General features: G+C 72.4%; 22 protein-coding genes and 1 riboswitch. All 22 genes read left to right on the forward strand.

The features are described 5' to 3' along the window. Positions 1-10: 10 nt before the first annotated feature. The 22 genes from FXF51_RS13720 to FXF51_RS13825 all read left to right on the forward strand — a co-directional run bounded on the left by FXF51_RS13720 (position 11) and on the right by FXF51_RS13825 (position 22,607). Positions 11-877, forward strand: coding sequence for a dihydroorotate dehydrogenase electron transfer subunit (locus FXF51_RS13720; RefSeq protein WP_148434783.1), 867 nt, complete (start codon positions 11-13; stop codon positions 875-877). Continuing rightward, a complete protein-coding gene (locus tag FXF51_RS13725; RefSeq protein WP_148434785.1) occupies positions 867-1,844 on the forward strand; it encodes a dihydroorotate dehydrogenase in 978 nt (325 codons plus the stop codon). The genes FXF51_RS13720 and FXF51_RS13725 overlap by 11 nt, the downstream gene beginning before the upstream one ends. A 25-nt stretch (positions 1,845-1,869) precedes the next feature. Next, positions 1,870-2,562 (forward strand): orotidine-5'-phosphate decarboxylase, encoded by a 693-nt coding sequence (pyrF, locus tag FXF51_RS13730; RefSeq protein ID WP_148434787.1) that lies wholly within the window; start codon positions 1,870-1,872, stop codon positions 2,560-2,562. 454 nt (positions 2,563-3,016) lie between these two features. Beyond that, a complete protein-coding gene (gene mihF, locus FXF51_RS13735; RefSeq protein WP_020541698.1) occupies positions 3,017-3,340 on the forward strand; it encodes an integration host factor, actinobacterial type in 324 nt (107 codons plus the stop codon). Between the two features lie 100 nt (positions 3,341-3,440). Next, positions 3,441-4,049 (forward strand): guanylate kinase, encoded by a 609-nt coding sequence (gene gmk, locus FXF51_RS13740; RefSeq protein WP_148434922.1) that lies wholly within the window; start codon positions 3,441-3,443, stop codon positions 4,047-4,049. 4 nt (positions 4,050-4,053) lie between these two features. After that, positions 4,054-4,323 carry a DNA-directed RNA polymerase subunit omega gene (gene rpoZ, locus FXF51_RS13745; RefSeq protein WP_080041099.1) on the forward strand — a complete coding sequence of 90 codons (270 nt, stop codon included), beginning with the start codon at positions 4,054-4,056 and terminating at the stop codon, positions 4,321-4,323. 8 nt (positions 4,324-4,331) lie between these two features. Next, complete coding sequence (gene coaBC / locus FXF51_RS13750) at positions 4,332-5,522, forward strand: bifunctional phosphopantothenoylcysteine decarboxylase/phosphopantothenate--cysteine ligase CoaBC (protein WP_148434789.1); 1,191 nt, start codon at positions 4,332-4,334, stop codon at positions 5,520-5,522. Positions 5,523-5,620: 98 nt separating this feature from the next. Further along, on the forward strand, positions 5,621-5,983 hold the full coding sequence (locus tag FXF51_RS13755) for a hypothetical protein (protein WP_187414357.1): 363 nt from the start codon (positions 5,621-5,623) through the stop codon (positions 5,981-5,983). Positions 5,984-6,111: 128 nt separating this feature from the next. Then, the gene (metK, locus tag FXF51_RS13760) at positions 6,112-7,299 is read left to right on the forward strand and encodes a methionine adenosyltransferase (RefSeq protein ID WP_148434793.1); all 1,188 of its coding nucleotides are present in this window, start codon (positions 6,112-6,114) and stop codon (positions 7,297-7,299) included. A gap of 274 nt (positions 7,300-7,573) precedes the next feature. Beyond that, entirely contained in the window at positions 7,574-10,003 is a 2,430-nt protein-coding gene (locus FXF51_RS13765) for a primosomal protein N' (protein WP_148434795.1), read from the forward strand. A gap of 49 nt (positions 10,004-10,052) precedes the next feature. Next, on the forward strand, positions 10,053-11,522 hold the full coding sequence (locus FXF51_RS13770; protein WP_148434797.1) for a hypothetical protein: 1,470 nt from the start codon (positions 10,053-10,055) through the stop codon (positions 11,520-11,522). Between the two features lie 37 nt (positions 11,523-11,559). Further along, entirely contained in the window at positions 11,560-12,897 is a 1,338-nt protein-coding gene (locus FXF51_RS13775; protein WP_148434799.1) for a hypothetical protein, read from the forward strand. Positions 12,898-12,979: 82 nt separating this feature from the next. Continuing rightward, entirely contained in the window at positions 12,980-13,528 is a 549-nt protein-coding gene (gene def / locus FXF51_RS13780; protein WP_148434800.1) for a peptide deformylase, read from the forward strand. 4 nt (positions 13,529-13,532) lie between these two features. Continuing rightward, complete coding sequence (fmt, locus tag FXF51_RS13785) at positions 13,533-14,459, forward strand: methionyl-tRNA formyltransferase (RefSeq protein ID WP_148434802.1); 927 nt, start codon at positions 13,533-13,535, stop codon at positions 14,457-14,459. Positions 14,460-14,489: 30 nt separating this feature from the next. Beyond that, positions 14,490-15,980, forward strand: coding sequence for an RsmB/NOP family class I SAM-dependent RNA methyltransferase (locus tag FXF51_RS13790; protein ID WP_148434805.1), 1,491 nt, complete (start codon positions 14,490-14,492; stop codon positions 15,978-15,980). 33 nt (positions 15,981-16,013) lie between these two features. Beyond that, complete coding sequence (locus FXF51_RS13795; protein ID WP_187414358.1) at positions 16,014-17,006, forward strand: phosphatase PAP2 family protein; 993 nt, start codon at positions 16,014-16,016, stop codon at positions 17,004-17,006. A gap of 20 nt (positions 17,007-17,026) precedes the next feature. Continuing rightward, on the forward strand, positions 17,027-17,689 hold the full coding sequence (gene rpe / locus FXF51_RS13800; protein ID WP_148434809.1) for a ribulose-phosphate 3-epimerase: 663 nt from the start codon (positions 17,027-17,029) through the stop codon (positions 17,687-17,689). 58 nt (positions 17,690-17,747) lie between these two features. Next, the gene (locus FXF51_RS13805; RefSeq protein WP_148434810.1) at positions 17,748-18,557 is read left to right on the forward strand and encodes an oxygenase MpaB family protein; all 810 of its coding nucleotides are present in this window, start codon (positions 17,748-17,750) and stop codon (positions 18,555-18,557) included. A 77-nt stretch (positions 18,558-18,634) separates the two neighbouring features. Beyond that, a riboswitch (FMN riboswitch) is annotated at positions 18,635-18,765 on the forward strand. Positions 18,766-18,884: 119 nt separating this feature from the next. Next, positions 18,885-20,144, forward strand: coding sequence for a bifunctional diaminohydroxyphosphoribosylaminopyrimidine deaminase/5-amino-6-(5-phosphoribosylamino)uracil reductase RibD (gene ribD / locus FXF51_RS13810; protein WP_148434812.1), 1,260 nt, complete (start codon positions 18,885-18,887; stop codon positions 20,142-20,144). After that, positions 20,144-20,734: a riboflavin synthase gene (locus tag FXF51_RS13815; protein ID WP_148434814.1), complete on the forward strand. Its 591-nt coding sequence runs from the start codon at positions 20,144-20,146 to the stop codon at positions 20,732-20,734. Before ribD ends, FXF51_RS13815 begins: the two co-directional genes overlap by 1 nt. Next, positions 20,731-21,393, forward strand: a complete 663-nt coding sequence (locus tag FXF51_RS13820) for a nicotinamide riboside transporter PnuC (protein WP_148434816.1) — start codon at positions 20,731-20,733, stop codon at positions 21,391-21,393. Before FXF51_RS13815 ends, FXF51_RS13820 begins: the two co-directional genes overlap by 4 nt. Next, on the forward strand, positions 21,390-22,607 hold the full coding sequence (locus tag FXF51_RS13825; RefSeq protein WP_148434818.1) for a bifunctional 3,4-dihydroxy-2-butanone-4-phosphate synthase/GTP cyclohydrolase II: 1,218 nt from the start codon (positions 21,390-21,392) through the stop codon (positions 22,605-22,607). Before FXF51_RS13820 ends, FXF51_RS13825 begins: the two co-directional genes overlap by 4 nt. The last annotated feature ends 39 nt before the right edge of the window (positions 22,608-22,646 follow it).

A 22,646-nucleotide genomic window follows, 5' to 3' on the forward strand; every position in this document is an offset into this window, starting at 1 on the left:
GTGAAGACGACTGGCCGGCACACCGGTGCAGGTGACGGGCACGGTGCTGACGACGCGCCGGGTCGACGCCTACCATGCGCTGACGGTGGTGGCGCCCGGCATCGCCGAGCGTTACCGGCCCGGCCACTTCGTCTCCGTGGCGGTCGGCGGGCCGTACTCGTCGATGGTGACGCGCCGCGCGCTGTCCATCCACGACGTGAAGTCCGACTACGGCGGCACGGTGGAGCTGGTCTTCACCGTGCGCGGCTCAGGCACGGCCTGGCTGGCCGAGCGGCGCGCCCGTGACACGCTCGACCTGGTGGGGCCGCTAGGGCGGCCCTTCCCGCTGCCGCGCGACCCGGTCCACTGCGTGCTGGTCGGCTCCGAGTACGGCTCCGCCGTGCTGTTCCCGCTGGCCGACGCGCTGCTGGAGCGGGGCTGCCGGGTGGACTTCGTGCTCGGCGGCGCCGGGGCGGAGCGGGTCTTCGGCGCGATGCGGGCCCGCAGGATGGCCGAGACGACCACGCTGACCACCGAGGACGGCTCGCTGGGCCTGCGCGGCAAGGTCACCGACGCGCTGCCCTCGGTGATCGCCGACACGCGGGCCGACGTCGTGTACGCCTGCGCGCCCATGGAGACGCTGCGGGCGGTGACGGCGGTGGCGATGGAGTTCGACATCCCGGTGCAGGTGGCGGTCGAGGAGGCCATGGCCTGCGGGATCGGGGTGTGCATGACGTGCGTGCTGCCCGTCATCGGTGACGACGGGGCGACCAGGATGGTCAGGGCGTGTGCGGAGGGGCCGGTGTTCCGGGGGGAGCGGGTGCGTTTCGAGGACGTGGGAACGATCCCGTTCGACGCGCTCGGCGCCCCCGGAGGCGGTGCTCGACATGTCGGTTGATATGCGGACATTCCTGGCGCACGTGGAGCTGGCCAACCCCATCACCACCGCCGCCGGCTGCGCCTCCTCGGGCCGCGAGCTGGCCCAGTTCTTCGACCTGCACCGGCTCGGCGCGCTGACCACCCGCTCGATCACCATGGCCCCGCGCGCCGGCCGGCCCACGCCGCGCATGGCCGAGACGCCCTCCGGCATGCTCAACGCCGTCGGCCTCCAGGGGCCTGGCATCGACGCGTTCCTGGAGCGCGAGCTGCCCTGGCTGGCCCAGCGGGGCATCAAGACCATCGTCTCGATCGGCGGCGGCACCGTCGCCGAGTACTCGGAGCTGGCCCGCAGGCTCGCCGACGCGCCCGGGGTGACCGCGCTGGAGGTCAACCTCTCCTGCCCGAACATGGAGGACAGGGGGCGCGTCTTCGCCCGCGAGGGCAGCGCCGCCGCCGAGGTGATCGCCTCCGTGCGCTCCATCATGCGCTACGACGTGCCCGTCGTCGGCAAGCTCGCGCCCGACGTGGCCGACATCGTCTCCGTCGCCCGCGCCTGCGTGGACGCCGGGGCCGACGCGCTGTCCATGATCAACAATCCGCTGGGCATGGCCATCGACACCGAGGCGCTGCGGCCCTCGCTCGCCGCCGTCACCGGCGGGCTGTCGGGGCCGGCCATCCTGCCGCTGGCCGTACGGTGTGTCTGGCAGGTGCACGCCGCCCTGCCCGGGGTGCCGCTGATCGGCGTCGGCGGCGTCATGACCGGCAAGGACGCCTTCCAGCTCGTCCTGGCGGGCGCCTGCGTCGTCGGAGTGGGCACGGCGCTGTTCCACGACCCCTACGCCTGCCTGCGCATCGAACGCGAGCTTGAGGAGCTCCTGAGGGCCCGCGGCTTCCAGCGGCTGGCCGACGCCGTCGGCCTGGCGCACCGCCCGCCGGGGAGCGCACCCCGGCACCTGCTAGTCGATACCGAGGAGAGCACGCCTTGACTCCCGAACCTCTGGAGAGCACGTCTTGACCCCCGCACCCATCGCCGTCGCTCTCGACGCTCCCGACCTGGAGACCGCCGCCCGATGGGCCGCCCTGGTCACGCCCCATGTCAGCACGGTCAAGGTGGGCCTGGAGCTCTACCTGCGCTACGGGCCCGACGTGATCGCCTCCGTGCGGGGGGCCAGCGGCGTGCGCGTGTTCCTCGACCTCAAGCTGCACGACATCCCCAACACCGTCGCGGGCGCCGCGCGGGCGGTGGCGCGGCTGCGTCCCTCGATCCTGACCGTGCACGCCGCCGGCGGGCCCGCCATGATCAGGGCGGCCGTGGAGGCCGCGCCGCACACCCAGATCGCCGCCGTCACCATCCTGACCTCGCTCACCGAGGGCGACCTGGAGCGCATCGGGGTCGCCGGGCCCGCCGACGACGCCGTGCGCCGCCTGGCAGCGCTGTCGGTCGAGGCGGGCGCCACCGCGCTGGTGTGCTCGCCCAACGAGGTCTCGGCGGTGCGGGCCGAGGTGGGCGGCGAGATCACGCTCATCACGCCGGGCGTGCGGCCCACCGGGGCCGCCACCCAGGACCAGAAGCGGGTCGCCACGCCCGAGCAGGCGCTGGCGGACGGCGCCGACCTGCTGGTGATCGGCCGGCCCATCACGGGGTCGCCCGATCCGGGAGCGGCGGCGGCCGCCATCGCCGCCTCGCTCCGCCGCGCCTCCTGATCGCGCGCGCCTCACGGCTCCTGGCGCGTGCCGCGTTTCGAGACGCGTACGGATTTCGAGACGCGTCCGGTTCGAGGCGCGTACGGGAGGCACGCGTACGGCAAGATCGTCGCCGTCACGCCCGCCGGGCCCTGCTCACAAGATCATAAGGCATCCGTGCGCCCGTCCGCACAAGATCGCTGAACGGGTTTCGGCCCTGGTGCGGGCAGGGTTTCGGACATCGGCGTCCGGGAGGACGGCCGGCGCCCTTGCGTTTCGCGACACCGGCGCGAGCCGACGCGCGAAGGGGGAAGTGAGGGCGATTTGATCAGCACAATGTGATTTTACGATCACGCAGAGTGATGAAGTGGATTTTGTGGCGAGAGAAACCGCTCTTGACGTTGCTTAGGGGGCGATGACCAGCTAGTTTCCCTTCCCGTCCGAGTACATCGACAGAAATTCGAGGTGACCCGGCGTGGCTCTTCCTCCCCTGACCCCTGAGCAGCGCGCCGCAGCTTTGGAAAAGGCTGCCAAGGCCCGTAAAGAGCGTGCCGAGGTCAAGAACCGGCTCAAGCATGGCGCGGTTTCTCTGGCTGAGGTGCTCAAGGATGGGCAGACCGACGACGTCATCGGCAAGATGAAGGTGTCGGCATTGTTGGAATCGCTCCCCGGCGTGGGCAAGGTCCGCGCCAAGCAGCTCATGGAGCGGCTCGCCATCGCCGAGTCCCGCCGCGTGCGGGGTCTCGGCGCGAACCAGAGGGCCTCCCTCGAGCGCGAGTTCGGTGGCAACGAGAGCTAGTCTCTGTTCCACACGAAAGCGCAGGTTCAACGGGGGGTAGGAAGTGACCGACAGGTCCTGGTCCGGCGATGTCAGTGCCTACGAGGCGGTCGGACCGGAAGTGGAAGTCGACTTCCCGCCCCTGAGCGAACGGCGGCTGACGGTCCTGTCCGGGCCGTCGGGCGTCGGCAAGTCCACGGTCGTCGCCGAGCTCCGGCGGGCACACCCCGAGGTGTGGCTGTCGGTCTCGGTGACCACCAGGAGGCCCCGGCCCGGCGAGGTCAACGGGGTCCACTACTTCTTCGTCGACGGCGAGGAGTTCGACCGGCTCGTGGAGTCGGGAGAGCTGCTGGAGTGGGCGGAGTTCGCGGGCAACCGCTACGGCACGCCGCGCGAGCCGGTGCTGAAGAAGCTCGCCGACGGCGTGCCCACGCTGCTCGAGATCGACCTCGAAGGCGCCAGGCAGGTGCGCGGCAGCATGCCGGAGGCGCTGCTGGTGTTCCTGGCCCCGCCCACCTGGGAGGAGCTGGAGAAGCGGCTGCGCGGCCGCGGCACCGAGCCCGAGGACGTCATCGCGCGCCGGCTGCAGGCCGGGCGGGTCGAGATGGCCGCCGAGTCGGAGTTCGACCTGACACTGGTGAACACGAGTGTCCAAGACGTGTGCCACCGGCTGATAGCCTTGATGACTGACCCTCAGGGGGTCACGACAACCACCAACCGAGAGGTCTGACATCGTGGCAGGCACCACCCCGGCCGCGGAGGGCATCACCAACCCGCCGATCGACGCGCTGCTCGACATCGTCGACAGCAAGTACTCCCTGGTGATCATGGGCGCCAAGCGCGCTCGCCAGATCAACGCCTACTACTCCCAGCTCGGCGAGGGCCTGCTGGAGTACGTCGGCCCGCTGGTCGAGACGCACGCCCAGGAGAAGCCGCTGTCCATCGCGCTGCGCGAGGTCTCCGAGGGCCTGCTCAACGCCGAGCCCATCGAAGGCGCGGCCTGACCCCTTCGATGCAGGTCGTCCTGGGTGTCAGCGGCGGCATCGCCGCGTACAAGGCGTGTGAGCTGCTGCGGTTGTTCACCGAGTCGGGGCACGAGGTGCGGGTCGTGCCGACCCGCGAGGCCCTGAAGTTCGTGGGCGCGCCCACCTGGGCCGCCCTCTCGGGCAACCCCGTGTCCCCCGAGGTGTGGGACGACGTGCACGAGGTGCCGCACGTGCGCATCGGCAAGCGCGCCGACCTCGTCGTGGTGGCGCCGGCGACCGCCGACGTGCTGGCCAAGGCCGCGCACGGGCTGGCGGGCGACCTGCTCACCAACACGCTGCTCACGGCGACGTGCCCGGTGGTCTTCGCGCCCGCGATGCACACCGAGATGTGGCAGCACCCCGCCACGCGGGCCAACGTCGCGACGCTGCGCGAGCGGGGCGCCGTCGTGATCGACCCGGCCGTCGGCCGGCTCACCGGCGCCGACACCGGCCCCGGGAGGCTGCCCGACCCCGCCGAGATCTTCCAGACCTGCCTGCGCGTGCTCCGCGGCAGGCCCCGCGACCTGACCGGGCGCAAGGTCGTCGTCTCCGCCGGCGGCACCCGCGAGGCCATCGACCCGGTGCGCTTCATCGGCAACCGTTCCTCGGGGCTGCAGGGTTACGCCCTGGCCCGCACGGCCGCCGCCCGCGGCGCCGAGGTCACGCTCGTGGCGGCCAACGTCACGCTCCCCGACCCCGCGGGCGCGAAGGTGGTGCGGGTGGAGTCCACGGCCGAGCTGCGCGACGCCGTGCTGGCCGCCTCCGCCGGCGCCGACGTGGTCGTCATGGCCGCCGCGGTGGCCGACTTCCGCCCCGCGACCCGGGCCGACGTCAAGATCAAGAAGACGGACGGCGAGCCCGAGGCCATCCACCTCGTCAAGAACCCCGACATCCTCGCCGAGCTGGGTGAGCGCCGCCGCGTGGAGCCCGGCCCCCGGGTGATCGTGGGCTTCGCGGCCGAGACGCACGACGTGCTGGCCAACGGGCAGGCCAAGCTCGCCCGCAAGGGCTGCGACCTGCTGGTCGTCAACCAGGTGGGCGAGGGGCTGGCGTTCGGCACGCCCGACAACGCGGCCACCGTGCTGGTGGCGGGCGGCGATCCGGTCGAGGTGCCGTTCGGGCCCAAGGAAGACCTGGCCGACGCCGTGTGGGACCTGGTGGGCGCACGCCTCACCTGAAGGGGCGGAAATCGTACAAAGCGTACAGATCTGATTACTCGATCACCTGTTGCAACATTCCTCCTTGCCTGCGGATACTTGGGGCGAAGGGGGATGGAATGCCGGTGGGTTCTGCTGTCAGGGAACGTTGTAGAACATTGCTCGGCGATCAAGGGGAGATCCACTACGTCTTTCCCGCGTTCTCCGAGGGGCCCGCGGGGACGGGCAACTTCTTGATCGTGGTGACCGACACGGCCATATCCGTTCTGGCCACGAGGACGCTCAGGACCGACCGGCCGGTGTCGGTGTTCGCCGAGTTCCCGCGCCGCACCAGAATCGGGCCCATCATGCCTGGATGCGTCGTCGAGCTCGGCTCGATCGTGTTCGAGTTCGATGAGGAGTACGCCGCTGTGGTGTCGGCCGCGGACGCCGAGATCTTCCACCCGGAGATCTTGCCGGCCGATCCACTCCCCGAGCTCTGATGGGAGACATATGGTGGACACTTTCGCGACCTGGCGCCAGGTAGGGCTAGACTTCCCCGAGGCCCAGCCGCGCCCCAGGGTGCCGGGCATCACATCCGTCAGCAGCCGCTGCATGAGGAGCCACTGAGTTGTCACGTCGCCTGTTCACATCCGAGTCGGTCACCGAGGGCCACCCGGACAAGATCGCCGACCAGATCAGTGACGCGATTCTCGACACCATGCTCAAGGACGACCCCAAGAGCCGGGTCGCCGTCGAGACGCTGATCACTACCGGCCAGGTTCACGTCGCAGGCGAGGTCACGACCGAGACCTACGTCGACATCCCCGGCGTCATCCGCGAGAAGATCCTGGAGATCGGCTACGACGCCTCCCACAAGGGCTTCGACGGCGCCTCCTGCGGCGTGTCGGTGTCCATCGGCGCGCAGTCGCCCGACATCGCCCAGGGCGTCGACGACGCCTACGAGCACCGCGTCGACGGTGACGGCGACGAGCTCGACCGCCAGGGCGCCGGTGACCAGGGCCTCATGTTCGGCTACGCCTGCCGCGAGACCCCCGAGCTGATGCCGCTGCCGATCACGCTCGCCCACCGGCTGGCCCAGCGCCTGTCCGAGGTGCGCAAGAGCGGCACCGTGCCCTACCTGCGCCCCGACGGCAAGACGCAGGTCACCATCGAGTACGACGGCGACACGCCCGTCCGCCTCGACACCGTCGTGGTCTCCACCCAGCACGCCGCGGAGATCGACCTCAAGGAGATGCTGACGCCCGACATCAAGGAGCACGTGGTCGACCCCGTGCTCCAGGACATCGGCATCGACACCGAGGGCTACCGCCTGCTGGTGAACCCGACCGGCCGCTTCGAGATCGGCGGCCCCATGGGCGACGCCGGCCTCACGGGCCGCAAGATCATCATCGACACCTACGGCGGCATGGCCCGCCACGGTGGCGGCGCCTTCTCCGGCAAGGACCCGTCCAAGGTCGACCGCTCGGCCGCCTACGCCATGCGCTGGGTCGCCAAGAACGTCGTCGCCGCCGGGCTCGCCGACCGGTGCGAGGTGCAGGTGGCGTACGCCATCGGCAAGGCGCAGCCGGTGGGCCTGTTCGTCGAGTGCTTCGGCACCGAGAAGGTGGCCGTGGAGAAGATCCAGGAGGCCGTGCTGCAGGTGTTCGACCTGCGGCCCGCCGCGATCATCCGCGACCTCGACCTGCTGCGGCCGATCTACTCCGAGACCGCCGCCTACGGGCACTTCGGGCGGGAGGGCTTCTCCTGGGAGTCCACCGACCGCGCCGAGGCTCTGCGGACCGCCGCGGGGTTGTGACGGCTCTCGCTCGATGACCGGTGCCGCTGCCCTTCGAGGGGCGGCACCGGTTTTTCTTGTGCTGTGCTGTTTACGGGTGTGCCCGAAGGGTGTTTCCGGGCCACCTGCGTACGACTTCCAGCGTGCGCACTATCCGGCACGCGAGCGGTTGCCCAGCGGGACGCGAGCGGTTCTCTGCCGCCGCGCGGGGCGGTCGCCCGGCGGAGCGCCGTCACAGCCGCTCGGGGGCACGTCATGGGCGTGGACGCGGGCGGAGGTCTGGTAGACCTTTTGCGTGACCCCTTCCTCCGACGACGCCCTCCTGCCGCTCGAAGCCGTGCGGCCCGCGCAGTCGTCGAAGGACACCAAGGGCGCGCCCGTCCCCGCCCCCGACAAGCCCGTGGCCAGGGTCGTCGTGGACAGCCCGCTGCCGCACCTCGACCGGCCCTTCGACTACCTCATCCCCGAGCCCCTGCACGCCGTCGCCGAGCCGGGGGTGCGGGTGCGGGTGCGGTTCGCGGGCAAGCTCGTGGACGGGTTCCTGCTGGAGCGGGTGGGTGAGAGCGAGCACGAGGGCAAGCTGACGCCGCTCGAACGGGTGGTGTCGCCCGAGCGGGTGCTCACGCCCGAGATCGCGGGGCTGGCCAGGGCGGTCGCCGATCGGTATGCGGGGACGCTGACGGACGTGCTGCGGCTGGCCATCCCGCCACGCCACGCCAAGGCCGAGGCTGAGGGCCGGCCCACGCCACCCGCGAGCCCGCCGTCCACCGCGCCCGCGCTCACGCCGGCGCCGCCCACGTCGCCCGCCCCGGCGCCGCCCACGCCAGCGGCGCCCATGCCCGCCCCCACGCCAGCGGCGCCCATGCCCGCCCCCACGCCAGCGGCGCCCACGCCCGCCCCCGCGCCGCCTGCGCCATCGGCGAGCACGTCGCCCACCGCGCCCGTGCCCGGCGCGCCCACGACAGCCCGGCCGGCAGCCTCGGGCGCGGCGGCTCGAAGCGCTGCGGGTGCCAGCGCCGTGCCTCCCAGTGCCGTGCCTCCCAGCGCCGCGGCCGACGGAGCCGCGTCCCAGCCCGCGAGCGCCTGGGACGCGTACGCCACCGGCCCGTCCTTCCTCGACGCCCTGCGCAACGGCCGCACCCCCCGGGCCGTCTGGTCGGCGCTCCCCGGCGCGAGGGGTTGGGCGGGCGCGATCGCCGAGGCCGTGCGGGCCACGCTGGACGGCGGCAGAGGCGCGGTCGTCGTGGTCCCCGACGGCAAGGACGTGGCGCTGGCCGACGCCGAGTTCACCCGCCTGCTGGGGCCGGGCAGGCACGTGGCGCTCACCGCCGACCTGGGCCCAGCGGAACGGTACAGGCGGTGGCTGAAGGTCCTGAGAGGCCAGGTGAAGGCTGTAGTCGGCACGCGGGCCGCCATGTTCGCCCCCGTCGCCGAGCTGGGCCTGGTGGCCATCTGGGACGACGGCGACGACCTGCACGCCGAGCGCCTGGCCCCCTACCCGCACGCCCGCGAGGTGCTGGGCCTGCGCGCCCACCGGACCGGCGCCGGCCTGCTCATCGGCGGTTACGCCCGCACGGCCGAGGCCACGCAGCTCGTGGCGAGCGGCTGGGCACGGCCGATCGTGGCGGCGCGTACGACGATCAGGAGCCTGGCCCCCCGGGTGCACCCGGCGGGGGAGGACGCCGAGCTGGCCAAGGACCAGGCCGCCCGCCAGGCCCGTCTGCCCAGCATCGCCTGGCGCGCCCTGCGCGTCGGCCTGGACAGCGGCCCCGTGCTGGTGCAGGTGCCCAGGCGCGGCTACCTGCCCGCGCTGGCCTGTCAGCACTGCCGCATGCCGGCCCGCTGCGTTCTGCCGCCCACCCGCACCGCCTTGGGGGAACCGCCCCAGACGGCCGTGCCTCCAGGAGGACAGGGGCCGTCCCAAACGGTGGTGCCGCTGGGTGAGCAGGGAGGGCCGCTGTGCCATGGCCCGCTGGCCCTGAGGGGCGGCCACGCGGCCCCGTACTGCCGCTGGTGCGGCCGGGTGGACGCCGCCTGGCGCTGCCCGTCCTGCGGCAGCCCGCGCCTGCGCGCCGTGGTGACCGGCGCCAGGCGGACGGCGGAGGAGCTCGGCAGGGCCTTCCCGTCGGTGCCGGTGCGGACGTCGGGCCGTGACGGCGTCCTGGCCTCGGTGCCCGCCGCCCGCGCGCTGGTGGTCGCCACGCCGGGCGCCGAGCCGGTGGCGGAGGGCGGCTACGCGGCGGCGGTGCTGCTGGACGGGTGGGCGCTGCTCGGGCGGGCCGACCTGCGGGCGGCGGAGGAGACGGTGCGCCGGTGGATGAACGCCGCCGCGCTGCTGCGTCCCGCCGCCGAGCTGGTGGTGCTCGGGGACGCGGCGCTGCCGTCCGTACAGGCGCTGCTGCGGTGGGATCCGATCACTCACGCCGAGCGTGAGCTCGGCGACCGGGCCGAGCTGGGGTTCCCGCCGGCGGTGCGGATGGCGACGCTGACCGGCGCGGCCGGCGCGGTCAGGCAGATGCTCGAAGAGGTACGCCTTCCGCCGGACGCTCAGGTGCTCGGCCCCGTGCCGGTGGACGAGTCCGGTCAGGAACGCGTCATGATCCGGGTTCGCCGGGCAGGTGGAGCGGCGTTGGCGGCTGCGCTGAAGGGGGCCAGTGGGGTGCGTGCGGCCAGAAAGACGCCAGATGTCGTGAGGGTGAGTGTCGACCCTCTCGACCTTATTTAGACCATTTCCCCGATTCGCTCATCCGTGGGTCACCCGTTAGCGTGCCCCTGTGTCGATCGAATGGGTGAACCAGGCCATCGACGACCTGCGCGCTTGGGGGCGCGCGCGGGAAGTCGAGGTGGACTCGGACGAGGTCCGCCTGCTCTGCGACTACGCCAGCGACTACCTCAACGTCAACGAACTGGGTGATTTCACCCCCGAGACCTTCGACGAGCTGCTGCTGTCCATCTATCCGCGCAAGGTCATCGCCCCTCCGGAGAGCGCCCCGGAGACCGTCGCCGCCGCCCGCACCCTCGTCGACTACCTCGCCGAGGCGGCCCAGGTGAGCGGCGACACGGCCACGCGGATGCGCGAGCGGCTCGACGACATCGCCACCCGCATGCCCGGCGCGCTCGCCGACCCGGCGAACTTCGGCATGGCCAAGAGCCTGTTCAGCTCCATCGGCCCCGATTCGCTGGAGCAGTCGATCGCCATCCCCTCCGGCGAGCTGCCCGACCTGGGGGAGGCGCCGTGCGACTGCCCCGGCTGCACGCCGCTGCCCGCCGTCCGGCTGGCCGCGCCGGAGGAGCTGCGTGCCGCGCTCCAGGGCGTCCCGATGCTGGCGGAGGAGCCGCTGCCCGCCGGCGGCGACCCGCTGACGGCGTGGGCGCAGCGCGTCTCCCACCTGCTGGAGCAGGACACCGGCGGCGCCGTCACCGGCTCCGCCGAGCTCGACGAGGGCCTTTACGACCTGTTCGACATGATCTACCGGCTCCAGGTGCGGGTGCCCGTCACGGTGATCGGCGACTACCTCGACGAGCTCTCCGGCGAGGGTGAGGCCGATCTGGCCGCCGTGCTGGGCCGGCTGGAGCGTACGGGCATGCTGCGCGTCGCAGGCGACAGCGCGGAGCTGACGCCCCTCGCGGTCTGGGCGCTGCGCGAGCACTACCTCTCCCTCGGCATCGACGCGCCGGAGGCGCCCGACCTGGCCGAGGCCGACGCGCGCGGGCTCATCGAGGGGTTGCTCGAAGGCGTGCCCACCGAGCTCGCCGAGGACGACATCAGCCGCTGGCTGTCCGGCAGGGTGCCTGTGGAGGCCGCCGCCGAGCTGCTGTCCGCCGCCTCGGGCGCGCCCGCGGTGGCCCGCGGCATCGCCATCACCATCGTCGACCGTCTCGGCGCCGAGGCCGAGCCCGCCGTCCGCGACCGCCTGGACGACCAGGAGCTGCGCCCGCACGCCATTCACTGGCTGGCCGCCAGGAAGCTGCCCGCGCCGCCGCTCACCCAGGACGAGCTGCTCTGGGTCAGCGTCGACATGCTGGCCCTGGCCATGCCCGCCGCCGAGGAGGACCCGGAGATCTTCTCCGAGAACATGGCGGCCTCCGGCCCGCCCGCCCACCTCATCGAGGAGATGTGGCGCGTCGACCACCCCGACGTCGTCGAGGTGCTGGAGCTGCTCGGACGGTCCATCACCGACGGTACGGTGGCCAAGGCGGCACGCAAGGCCGCCTTCAAAGCCCGCTCCCGAGGCATCCGTTGAGTACGCTCATGTGACCGGTGTGCAGTAAGTTTCGTGGGTGGCAAACAACGTCTTCGACCTCGCCGAGCTGCGTAAGCTGATCGATGAGCAGGCCGCCGTGCCTCCACGGCCCCCTGAGGAGACTCACGTGGAGCATGAGGCGCTGACGTTCCCGCCGGTCCTGCTGGTGCCCGACGCCGAGCTGGCCAGGGCGGTGCCCACGGTGCCGCTGGTGGCCGACGCCATCCGGCTCACCACGTGGACGGGCGAGCGCCAGGTCACGCCCTCCGGCCACCTGACCGAGCCCGACGCCGAGACCGCGGCGCGGGAGCTCGGCCTGCCCGCCGCCCGCCTGCGCCTGATCTGGGTCGTCGCGGTCAACACCGGCCTGCTGCAGATCCTCGGCGGCAAGGCCTCGCGCGGGCCGCTGTCGATGCAGCTCACGGTCGAGGCCACGCTGGAGTTCTGGGACGGCGTGGTCATGGACGTGCTCGACCGCGCCGACGAGGGCCTGACCGGTTCGGCCGTGGTCGACGGGCACCTCGCCGAGATGCTGGCCACGATCTACTCCGTGCGGTCGGGGGTGGCCACCGCCAACCTGGCCCGCGGCATCCTGCAGTCCCACGAGGTCGCCTGCGCGCCGGGCGCGGCCGAGATGCGCAAGATCGCCGCCGCGCTGCCCGCGGAGCTGCTGGAGGCGCTGTCGCTGCTGGCGTACTGCGGGCTGGTCGAGCAGACCGCCGCGGGCCGCACCGCGCTCACCCCGCTCGGCGTCTGGGCCATCCGCCGCGACCTGCTGCGCGAGGGCCACGACGCGCCGACCGCCGCCGAGGTGGAGGTGTTCGCCGACCTGTCGGCGGCCGAGCTGGTCGACGCGCTGGTCAAGGGCAGCGCCACGCAGAGCGCGGTGGCCGGGTGGCTGGAGCGCCGCTCGCCCGAGTCGGCCGCCCGCGACCTGATCGAGATCGCGGCCTCCGGCACGGCCGGGCAGCGCGGCGCCGTCGGCGCGATCCTGGAGGAGCTGGGGCCGGAGGCCGAGGCCCCGGTCAGGCAGGCCCTGGAACATCCGCTGATGCGCCGCTACGCCGCGTCCTGGCTGCACATCCGCGACCTCCCGGCCCCCACGCTCAGCCCCGAGGACCACACCTGGATCGCCGTCGACGGGCTGGCGGCCCTCATGCACCTGTCGGGCCCCGCCGCCGGCCGCATCGACCCGCCCGAGCCGGGCGAGGACCTGATCAAGCTCGTCGGCGAGATGCCCACGGTCGGCCACCCCGACACGATCGCCGTCCTCGACATGCTCGCCGGCGCCCACGACGACAAGGCCGTGGTCAAGGCGGCGCGCAAGGCCGCGATGAAGGCCCGTTCGCTGGAGCACGCGCGCCGGAGCGGTTAGCGGCCGGCTGGCTGGGCCACCTGGCCGCGCCCGCACCTGCACTAAACTGGGCTGATCCACGCTTGAGAACGGAGTCACCCCCTTGGCGATCCAGTCGATCCGGCTGTTCGGAGATCCGGTGCTGCGCACCGCGGCGGCCCCCGTCGTCGACTTCGACAAGGAGCTGCGCAAGCTGGTCAAGGACCTGACGGACACGATGATGGACGCCCCTGGCGCCGGCCTGGCGGCCCCGCAGATCGGCGTCGGGCTGCGGGTGTTCACCTACTACGTCGACGACCGGCTGGGCCACCTGGTCAACCCCGACCTCGACCTGTCCGACGACCTCGACGAGGAGGGCGAGGAGGGCTGTCTGTCCTTCCCCGGCCTGTCGTTCCCGACGCCGCGCGCCATCCGCGCCGTCGCCAAGGGCTTCGACATGCACGGCGAGCCGGTCACGCTGGAGGGCACCGACCTCATGGCCAGGTGCTTCCAGCACGAGACCGACCACCTCGACGGCATCCTGTTCATCGACCGCATGGACCCCAAGCAGCGCAAGCTGGCCATGAAGGCCGTGCGCGAGGCGGAGTGGAGCGGCCTGTCCGCCCCGGTCATCAAGGTCTCGCCGCACGCCACCGGCGGAAGGGCACTCTGACAGCATGCGTCTGGTCTTCGCGGGCACGCCTGAGACGGCACTCCCGTCACTGCGCACCCTGATCGACTCGCCCCGCCACGAGGTCGTCGCGGTCGTCACCCGCCCCGACGCCCAGTCGGGCCGCGGCCGCAAGGTCCACCCCTCGCCGGTGGCCGAGCTCGCGGAGGAGGCCGGCATCGAGGTGCTGCGCCCGCCCAAGGCCGGCGACCCCGCCTTCCTCGACCGGCTCAGGGAGCTGGAGCCCGACTGCTGCCCCGTGGTCGCCTACGGCGCCCTGCTGCCGCAGCCGGCGCTCGACGTGCCCCGGCACGGCTGGATCAACCTGCACTTCTCGATCCTGCCCGCCTGGCGCGGCGCGGCGCCCGTCCAGCACGCGGTCCTGCACGGCGACGAGATCACCGGCGCGACCACGTTCCAGATCGTCAAGGAGCTCGACGCCGGCCCGGTCTACGGCGTGGTCACCGAGGAGGTCCGCGACTCCGACACGAGCGGGGCGCTGCTGGAGCGGCTGTCGGTCTCCGGCGCGGGCCTGCTCGCCGCCACCCTCGACGGCGTCGAGGACGGCACCCTGGAGGCCCGCCCGCAGCCCGCCGACGGCGTCACGATCGCCCCCAAGATCTCCGTCACCGACGCCCGCGTCGACTGGGCCAAGCCCGCCATGCACGTCGACCGGCTGATCAGGGCCTGCACGCCCAACCCGGGGGCGTGGAGCGAGTTCCGCGGGCAGCGGGTCAAGCTGGGGCCCGTGCGGGTGGTGCCAGGCGAACGGCTGGCGGCCGGCGAGATCGTCGCGTCCAAGACGTCCGTGCTGGTCGGGACGGCCAGCGACGCCGTCGAGCTGGGCGAGGTGCAGCCGCAGGGCAAGCGCCTGATGGGTGCCGTCGAATGGGCCCGCGGGGTTCGCCCGGAGGGCAAGGAGCTCTTCGGGTGACCGAGCGTGCCGCGAGTGAGAGTTGAGCGGATGAAGACCAGGGGGCAGCAGGGGTCCGGCGGCAGGGGCGGCGACGACCGCTCGGGCAGGCCCCGCAGACCGTCGCGCGATCCGGCCCGCAACGCCGCCTTCGACGTGGTGCGCGCGGTGGACGAGCGCGACGCGTACGCCAACCTGCTGCTGCCGCGCCTGCTGCGTGAGCGCGGCATCAAGGGGCGCGACGCCGCGCTGGCCACCGAGCTGACGTACGGGACGCTGCGCGGGCTCGGCACCTACGACGCCATCATCGAGATGTGCAGCGACCGCGCGCCCGACCCCGACGTGCGCGACGCGCTGCGGCTCGGCGCCCACCAGCTCCTGCGCATGCGCGTCCCGCCGCACGCCGCCGTCGGCACCACCGTCGATCTGGTACGGCTGCGCATCGGCCAGGGGGCCGCCAAGTTCGTGAACGCGGTGCTGCGCAAGATCGGCTCCAGGACGTTGGAGGAGTGGGTGCCCATCGTGGCGCCCGACCCCGCCGACGACCCCGTCGGGCACCTCGCGGTCGCCTACGGGCATCCGCGCTGGATCGTCTCCGCGTTCCGCGACGCGCTGGGCTCGTCCGACGAGATGGCCGAGCTGCTCGACGCCGACAACGCCCGGCCGCTGGTGACGCTCGTCTCGCGGCCTGGGCGCAGCTCGGTGGAGGAGCTGCTGGACGCCGGCGCCCTTCCTGGACGGTACTCACCGTATGCCGCCTATCTGCGTGAAGGCGACCCCGGGCAGATCGAGGCCGTGGCCGAGACCCGGGCGGCGGTGCAGGACGAGGCCAGCCAGCTGGTGGCATTGGCGCTCACCCGGGTGCCGGTCGGCGGGGACGGCGACGAGCTGTGGCTCGACATGTGCGCGGGGCCCGGGGGCAAGGCCGGGCTGCTGGACGCGATCGCCGACCACGGGGATGTGGCCGGATTGCGGAACGAGGCCGATCGGCGCGACGGCGTCTCGCTGCCGGACACGTCAGGTGATGACGTCTCCGGGGCTTTTCCTGGTGGGGCGCGGGTGCTCGCCGCCGACGTGCAGTACCACCGGGCGCGGCTGGTCTGGGAGACCACCAGGAGCGCGTCCGTGGTCACCGCCGACGGCACCGAGCCCGCCTGGCGGCCGGGCGTCTTCGACCGGGTGATGCTCGATGCCCCCTGCACCGGCCTCGGCGCCCTGCGGCGGCGGCCGGAGGCGCGCTGGCGGCGCGACCCGGCGGGCATCGCCGACCTCGGCAAGCTGCAGCGGCGGCTGCTGGAGACGGCGCTCGACGCCGTGCGCCCCGGCGGCGTCGTGGCGTACGTGACGTGCTCGCCCCACCTGGCCGAGACCAAGGTCGTGGTGGGCGACGTCCTGGCCCGCAGGAAGGACGCCGAGCAGCTCGACGCCCGCGCCTACCTGCCCGAGGTCGAGGCGCTGGGCGACGGGCCGCACGCCCAGTTCTGGCCGCATCGGCACGGCACCGACGCGATGTTCCTGGCGCTGCTGCGCAAGGCCTCCTGACGCCGCCCCCGGCCGTGTGATCCGATCGACGACGTGGATCTCCTGGACGACCTTCACCTGGCGGAGCTGGCACCCATCGTGTGGCTCCAGAGCTGGCCCGACGCCGTCCGGCCGGTGCTGGAGCTGGTGTCGGTGCTCGGCACGGACACGTTCTTCCTGCTCTGCCTGCCGCTGCTCTACTGGTGCGTCAACCCGGGGCTCGCGCTGCGGCTGGGGCTCGCCGTCCTGGTGGCGGCCGCCTCCAACGCGGTCGGCAAGCTCGCCGCTCATCAGCCCAGGCCGTACTGGATCGACGCCAGGATCCACCCGTACTCCATCGAGGAGACCTTCGGGCTGCCCTCGGGGCACGCCCAGATCGGCACCGTGGGGCTGGGCTGGATCGCCGCGACGGTGGCCAGGCCATGGGCGTGGCAGGGGGCCGCGGTGGTCGTCGGGCTGGTGTGCCTGAGCAGGGTGTACCTCGGGGTGCACTTCATCTCGGACGTGGTCGCCGGCGTGCTGCTCGGCATCGTGGTGCTGCTGCTCGTCCGGCGGCTGGAGCGGCCGGTCACGGTGTGGTGGCGCGGGCAGGCGCTGTGGGTGCAGCTCGCCGCGTCCGCGGTGCTGTCCGGGGCGCTGCTGGGTTGTGCGGCGCTGGCCAACGTGCCGTACGGCGGGTGGGCGGTGCCGCCGGGGTGGAGCTCGGCGGGGGCGATCGACCCCGAAGGGCTGGAGACCGTCGTCACCATGGCGGGGGTGCTGCTGGGCACGCTCGCCGGGGCGTCCTTGATGTACCGGCTGGGGTGGTTCGACGCGGGCGGCACGCTCAGGGCGCGGGCTGGGCGGTGGGTGATCGGGACCGTGGTGGCGGTGCTCATCTGGTACGTCGAGCGCCAGGTGCTGCCGGAGGGCGCGGTGGGGACGTACGTGGCGTATGCGGTGCTGACGTTGTGGGTGCAGGCGGGGGCGCCGCTGCTGTTCATCAGGCTCGGGCTGATGGCCGGGGGCCGGGAGAGCGGAGGCGTCCGGCGGGCCGGCGCGGCGTGAGTCACTAGACTAGGGGGATCATGGCCGTACAGATCTCGCCCAGCATCCTCGCCGCCGACTTCGCCAGGCTCGCCGACGAGGCCGCCGCCGTGCCCAACGCCGATTGGCTGCACGTCGACGTCATGGACTACCACTTCGTGCCCAACCTGACCCTCGGGCTGCCCGTGGTCGAGGCGTTGCACAAGGCGACCGCCACGCCGCTCGACTGCCACCTGATGATCGCCGACCCCGACCGCTGGGCTCCGCAGTACGCGGAGGCGGGGGCGGGCAGCGTGACCATTCACGCCGAAGCGGCCAAGGCGCCCATCCGCACGCTGCGCGAGATCCGCTCGCTCGGCGCCAGGGCGGGGCTCGCGCTCAACCCGGCCACCGCCGTCGATCCGTACGAGGATCTGCTCGGCGAGGTCGACATGCTGCTGCTGATGACCGTGGAGCCGGGGTTCGGGGGGCAGAAGTTCCTCGACGTGGTGCTGCCCAAGGTGCGGCGGGCCCGTGAGCTGATCGGGCGGCACGGGGGGCGGGTCTGGCTGCAGGTCGATGGGGGAGTGGACGCCGGCACCATCGAGCGGTGCGCGGAGGCGGGGGCCGACGTGTTCGTGGCGGGCAGTGCCGTCTACGGGGCGTCCGACCCGGTGGCGGCGATCGACGAGCTGCGCGCCGCCGCCAGCCGCGCCGTCTCCTGATCGGGCCGTTGCCCGTTTTCTGACATGAAGGTCGCCCTACCTGGGTAACTATCCACTTATGAGCGACCATGGGATCTTCGGGCCCCGCTCGGTGACGTGGCGGGTGATGGGTGAGCCGATCCTGCTCGTGGGCGGTTTCCGCGCGTTGCTGATGCAGGGGCTGCACCCGAGGGCGATGCGCGGCGTGCTGCAGAACTCGGCGCTGATGGATCCGCAGGAGGCCTGGTCCCGGTTCGTACGGACCACCGAGTTCGTCCGCGTCCGCACCTACGGCACGCACGCCGAGGTCGAGCGCGCCGGCCGCCGCGTCCGCAAGATCCACGCCAAGCTGACCGCGCACGACCCCGACACCGGGGCCACCTTCCGCCTCGACGATCCGGAGGCGCTGCGCTGGGTGCACGTGGGCGAGGTCGACTCGTACCTGTCGGTCGCCCGCCGCGCCGGGGTGCGGTTGTCGGACGCGGAGGCCGACTCGTTCGTGGCCGAGTGGCGGCGGGCCGCCGAGGTCGTCGGCCTGGCGCGGGAGGACGTGCCCGGCTCGGTGGCGGAATTGCGCGACTACATCGAGGCCGAACGTCCCGGGCTGCGCTTCGTGCCCGAGGCCGCCCACCCGCTGCGCCTGTCGCTGAACGCCCCGCTGCCGCGCCTGCTCACCCCGCTCAAGCCGGCGATGCCCGCGCTGACGCTGCTGGCGTTCGCGACGCTGCCGCGCTGGGCCAGGCGGTTGTACGGGCTGCCCGCCACCCCGGTCGAGGACCTGTGGGCCACCGCCACCCTGCGCACCCTGCACACGGGGCTCGGACTGGTCCCCGGGCACGTGCGCTACAGCCCGGCGGCGCGCCGCGCCCACCGGTTGATGGCCGCCTGAAGCGAGCGCTTGGTTGTTTTTCGGGGGGTGGTCGCGTGCTCGGTCATCGGCATGGCAAACTGATAGCAGAAGAGAGCTAGCGTGCTCCGGGGTCGGTGAAATTCCGAACCGGCGGTGACAGTCCGCGACCCGGCCGATGCCATCGGCCGGTTGACTCGGTGAAATTCCGGGACCGACGGTTAAAGTCCGGATGGGAGGAAGCGCGCGAGGTTGTCCGGCGTCCCAGCCGGGCCGCCTGCCATGGGTGCACCTGTCGTACTCATGGCGAAATATCCCCCGGGGCCCGCCGTGGCTTGAAGCTACTGGCGAGTAGGAGACCCGGGGTTGATGACACCCGTACAGGACGCCGCCCACATGGCGCGCGCCATCGAGCTGGCCGCGCACGGTCACGGCACCACCAGCCCCAACCCCGTCGTGGGCTGCGTCGTGCTCGATGCCGCAGGGCAGGTCGCCGGTGAGGGCTTCCACGCGTACGCCGGCGGGCCGCACGCCGAGGTCGTCGCGCTCGCGCAGGCCGGGGAGCGGGCCCGGGGCGGCACCGCGTACGTGACGCTGGAGCCCTGCGACCACACCGGGCGCACCGGGCCTTGCAGCCGCGCGTTGCTGGCGGCGGGGGTGGCGCGGGTGGTGATCGCCGTGTCCGATCCCCATCCCAGGGCGGCCGGTGGGGCCGCGCGGCTGCGGGGGCACGGGGTGGCTGTCACGGCCGGGGTGCTGGCCGAGGCGGCTGAGCGGGGGAACGAGGAGTGGCTGACGTATGTGCGGCTCGGGCGGGCCCATGTGACGTGGAAGTTCGCGGCGACGCTGGACGGGCGGTCGGCGGCTGAGGATGGGACCAGTAAGTGGATCACCTCGGCTGAGGCCAGGGAGGATGTGCATCGGCTGCGGGGGGCCGCTGACGCGATCGTCGCCGGGATCGGCACGGTGCTGGCCGACGACCCGCAGCTCACCGTCCGCACGGGTGGGCGGCTCGACGGTGCGCTGAGTGGCGGTGCCCTGGACGGCGGTGTCTCGGTGGACGGCGCCGGCGGGCGTGAGGGCGCTGCGGGCGCTGGAGCGGACGCAGGCGAGGGCGCGGGTGTGGGCCAGGGCGCGGGTGTGGGCCAGGGCGTGGGGGCGGGGGCTGGGCGGCGGATGCCGTTGCGGGTCGTGGTCGATCCCGACGCCCGCACACCCCCGTCCGCCCGCGTCCTGGACGACCAGGCCCCCACGCTCATCGCCGTAGCCGACGACGCGGACACCGACCTCAAGGCCGACCTCCTGCGCCTGCCCCGCCACGACCAGGGTCTCGACCTGGAAGCCCTCCTGCGCGAGCTGGCCGCGCGCGACGTGGTGAGCGTGTTCCTGGAGGGCGGCCCGACGCTGGCCGGTTCGTTCGTGCGGCATGGGCTGGTCGACCGGGTGGTGGCGTATCTGGCGCCGGCGTTGCTGGGTACAGGGCGGGCGGCGCTGGGCGCGGCAGGGGTGGGGACGATCGGCGAGCTCCACCGCCTGAAATTTGACGAAATTTCCCCTATTGGGCCGGATCTGCGGCTTGTTGCCCGGCCCTCCCCCACACCAGGCACTCAACCAGGCAGGGAGAAGTGATGTTCACCGGAATCATTGAGGAAAAGGGCGAAGTGGTGGCCATCGAGCAGGCGGGCGGCGGCGCCCTGCTGTCGGTGCGCGGCCCGATCGTCACCTCCGACGCCAAGCACGGCGACTCGATCGCCGTCAACGGCGTGTGCCTCACGGTCGTCGAGGTCAAGGACGACGTGTTCACCGTGGACGTGATCAGGGAGTCGCTGGACCGCAGCTCGCTGGGCGGCCTCGCCGAGGGCTCCGCCGTGAACCTGGAGCGCGCCGTGCGCGCCGACCAGCGGCTCGGCGGCCACATCGTGCAGGGCCACGTGGACGGCACGGCGGTCCTGCTGTCCCGCGACCCCGGCGAGAGCTGGGACGACCTGCGCTTCTCCCTGCCGGGGCCGATCGCCCCCTACGTGGCGGAGAAGGGGTCGATCGCCATCGACGGAATCAGCCTGACGGTGACGACGGTTGACGACGACAGCTTCGGCGTGAGTCTCATCCCGACGACGCTGAAGCTCACCACGATGGGCGAGCGGCAGGTGGGTGACGTGGTCAACATCGAGGTGGACGTGATCGCGAAGTATGTGGAGAGGCTGGTGGTCAGGCAATGAACTGGCTCAATGCCGGGTTCGACGTTTTCGACACGCATGTCCTGTGGACCGACCTGGTGGGCAACATCCTCGCCCTGGCCACGGTCCTGTTCGCCATGCGCAAGTCGATGTGGACGTGGCCGGTGCAGTTCGCCGGGGCGGTGCTGCTGTTCGCCGCTTCGATCAACGCGCACGTCACGGGTAACGCGCTGAAGCAGGTGCTGTTCGCGGGCCTGGCGGTCTACGGCTGGTGGGCGTGGCGGCGCGGCACGCAGGACGGCAAGCAACTGGCCGTAAGGCCCGCCCAGTGGTGGGAACGGTCGATGCTGGTCGGCGTCATGCTGGTGGGCACGGTCGTGATCGGGGCGCTGTTCTACGTGACGGGCCTGTCGTGGGGCGCCGCGGTGCCGGGCGTCAAGGGCATGCTGCTGGTGGCGGCCGACGCCTACATCTTCGTCGGCAGCGCGGCCGCGACCTGGGCGCAGGGCAGGGCGCTGGTGGACTTCTGGATCGTGTGGGTGGCGGTGGACCTGGTCGGGGTGCCGCTGGCGTTCAGTTCGGGATTGGTGGTGTCCGGAGCCGTGTACGGAGTCTTCTTCGTCCTGGTCTTGGTTGGTTTCGTGAAATGGCTGCGTGAGTACCGCACGGGGCCCCTGGCGGTGCCGGCGGTGGCGCGGTGAGCGACATCAAGCTCGACCCGATCGAGCGCGCGATCGAGGACATCCGCAACGGCAAGCCCGTGGTCGTGGTGGACGACGCCAACCGGGAGAACGAGGGCGACCTCATCTTCGCCGCGGCGAAGGCCACGCCGGAGCTGTGCACGTTCACCATCAGGCACACCAGCGGCATGATCTGCGTGGCCATGGAGGGCAAGGAGCTCGACCGGCTGGGCCTGCCGCTGATGGTGTTCCACAACAAGGAGCGCATGCGCACGGCGTACACGATCACCGTGGACGCCCGCGACGGCGTCAGCACGGGCATCTCGGCGGCCGACCGGGCCAGGACCATCCGCACGCTCGCCGACTCGGCGACCGAGCCGAACGAGCTGGTCCGCCCCGGTCACGTCTTCCCGCTGCGTTACCACGAGGGCGGCGTGCTGGCCCGGCGCGGCCACACCGAGGCGGCGGTCGACCTGTCCAGGCTGGCCGGGCTGTCGGCGGCCGGCGCGCTGGCCGAGGTGGTGAACGACGACGGCACCATGGCCAGGCTGCCGGAGCTGCGCCGCTTCGCCGACGAGCACGATCTGGCGCTCGTCTCCATCGAGCAGCTCGTCGACTACCGGCGGCGGGCCGAGAGCATGGTCACCAGGGTAGCCGAGACGCGGCTGCCGAACACGTACGGGATGTGGCGGGCGTTCGGTTACGCCAGCGCGCTCGACGGCGGCGAGCACGTCGCGCTCGTCTTCGGTGACCTGGACGACGGCGAGAACGTGCTGGTCAGGGCGCACTCGGAGTGCCTGACGGGCGACGTGTTCGGGTCGATGCGCTGCGACTGCGGGGTGCAGCTCGACAACGCCATGTCGGCCATCGCGCAGGAGGGCCGCGGTGTGGTCGTGTACCTGCGCGGGCACGAGGGCAGGGGGATCGGCCTGCTGGCCAAGCTGAAGGCCTACAGCCTCCAGGACAACGGCAGCGACACCGTGGACGCCAACCTGGAGCTGGGGCTGCCGGTGGACGCGCGGGAGTTCTCCAACGCGGGGCAGATCCTGGCCGATCTCGGGGTGAAGTCGATCCGGCTGCTCACCAACAACCCGGCCAAGCTCAAGGGCATGGACGGGTACGGCATCAAGGTTCTGGGCCGCGAGCCCATGCCCGTGGCGATGAACCCGTACAACGAGCGGTACTTGCAGGCCAAGCGCGAACGCCTCGGCCACGACATCTCTGAGGCTTCATGAACGAGGAGCCGAATGAGCGAGGAGCCGGATGAGCGAGGA

Source organism: Nonomuraea sp. PA05 (assembly GCF_008086045.1).
In the GTDB taxonomy this organism is placed as follows: domain Bacteria; phylum Actinomycetota; class Actinomycetes; order Streptosporangiales; family Streptosporangiaceae; genus Nonomuraea; species Nonomuraea monospora.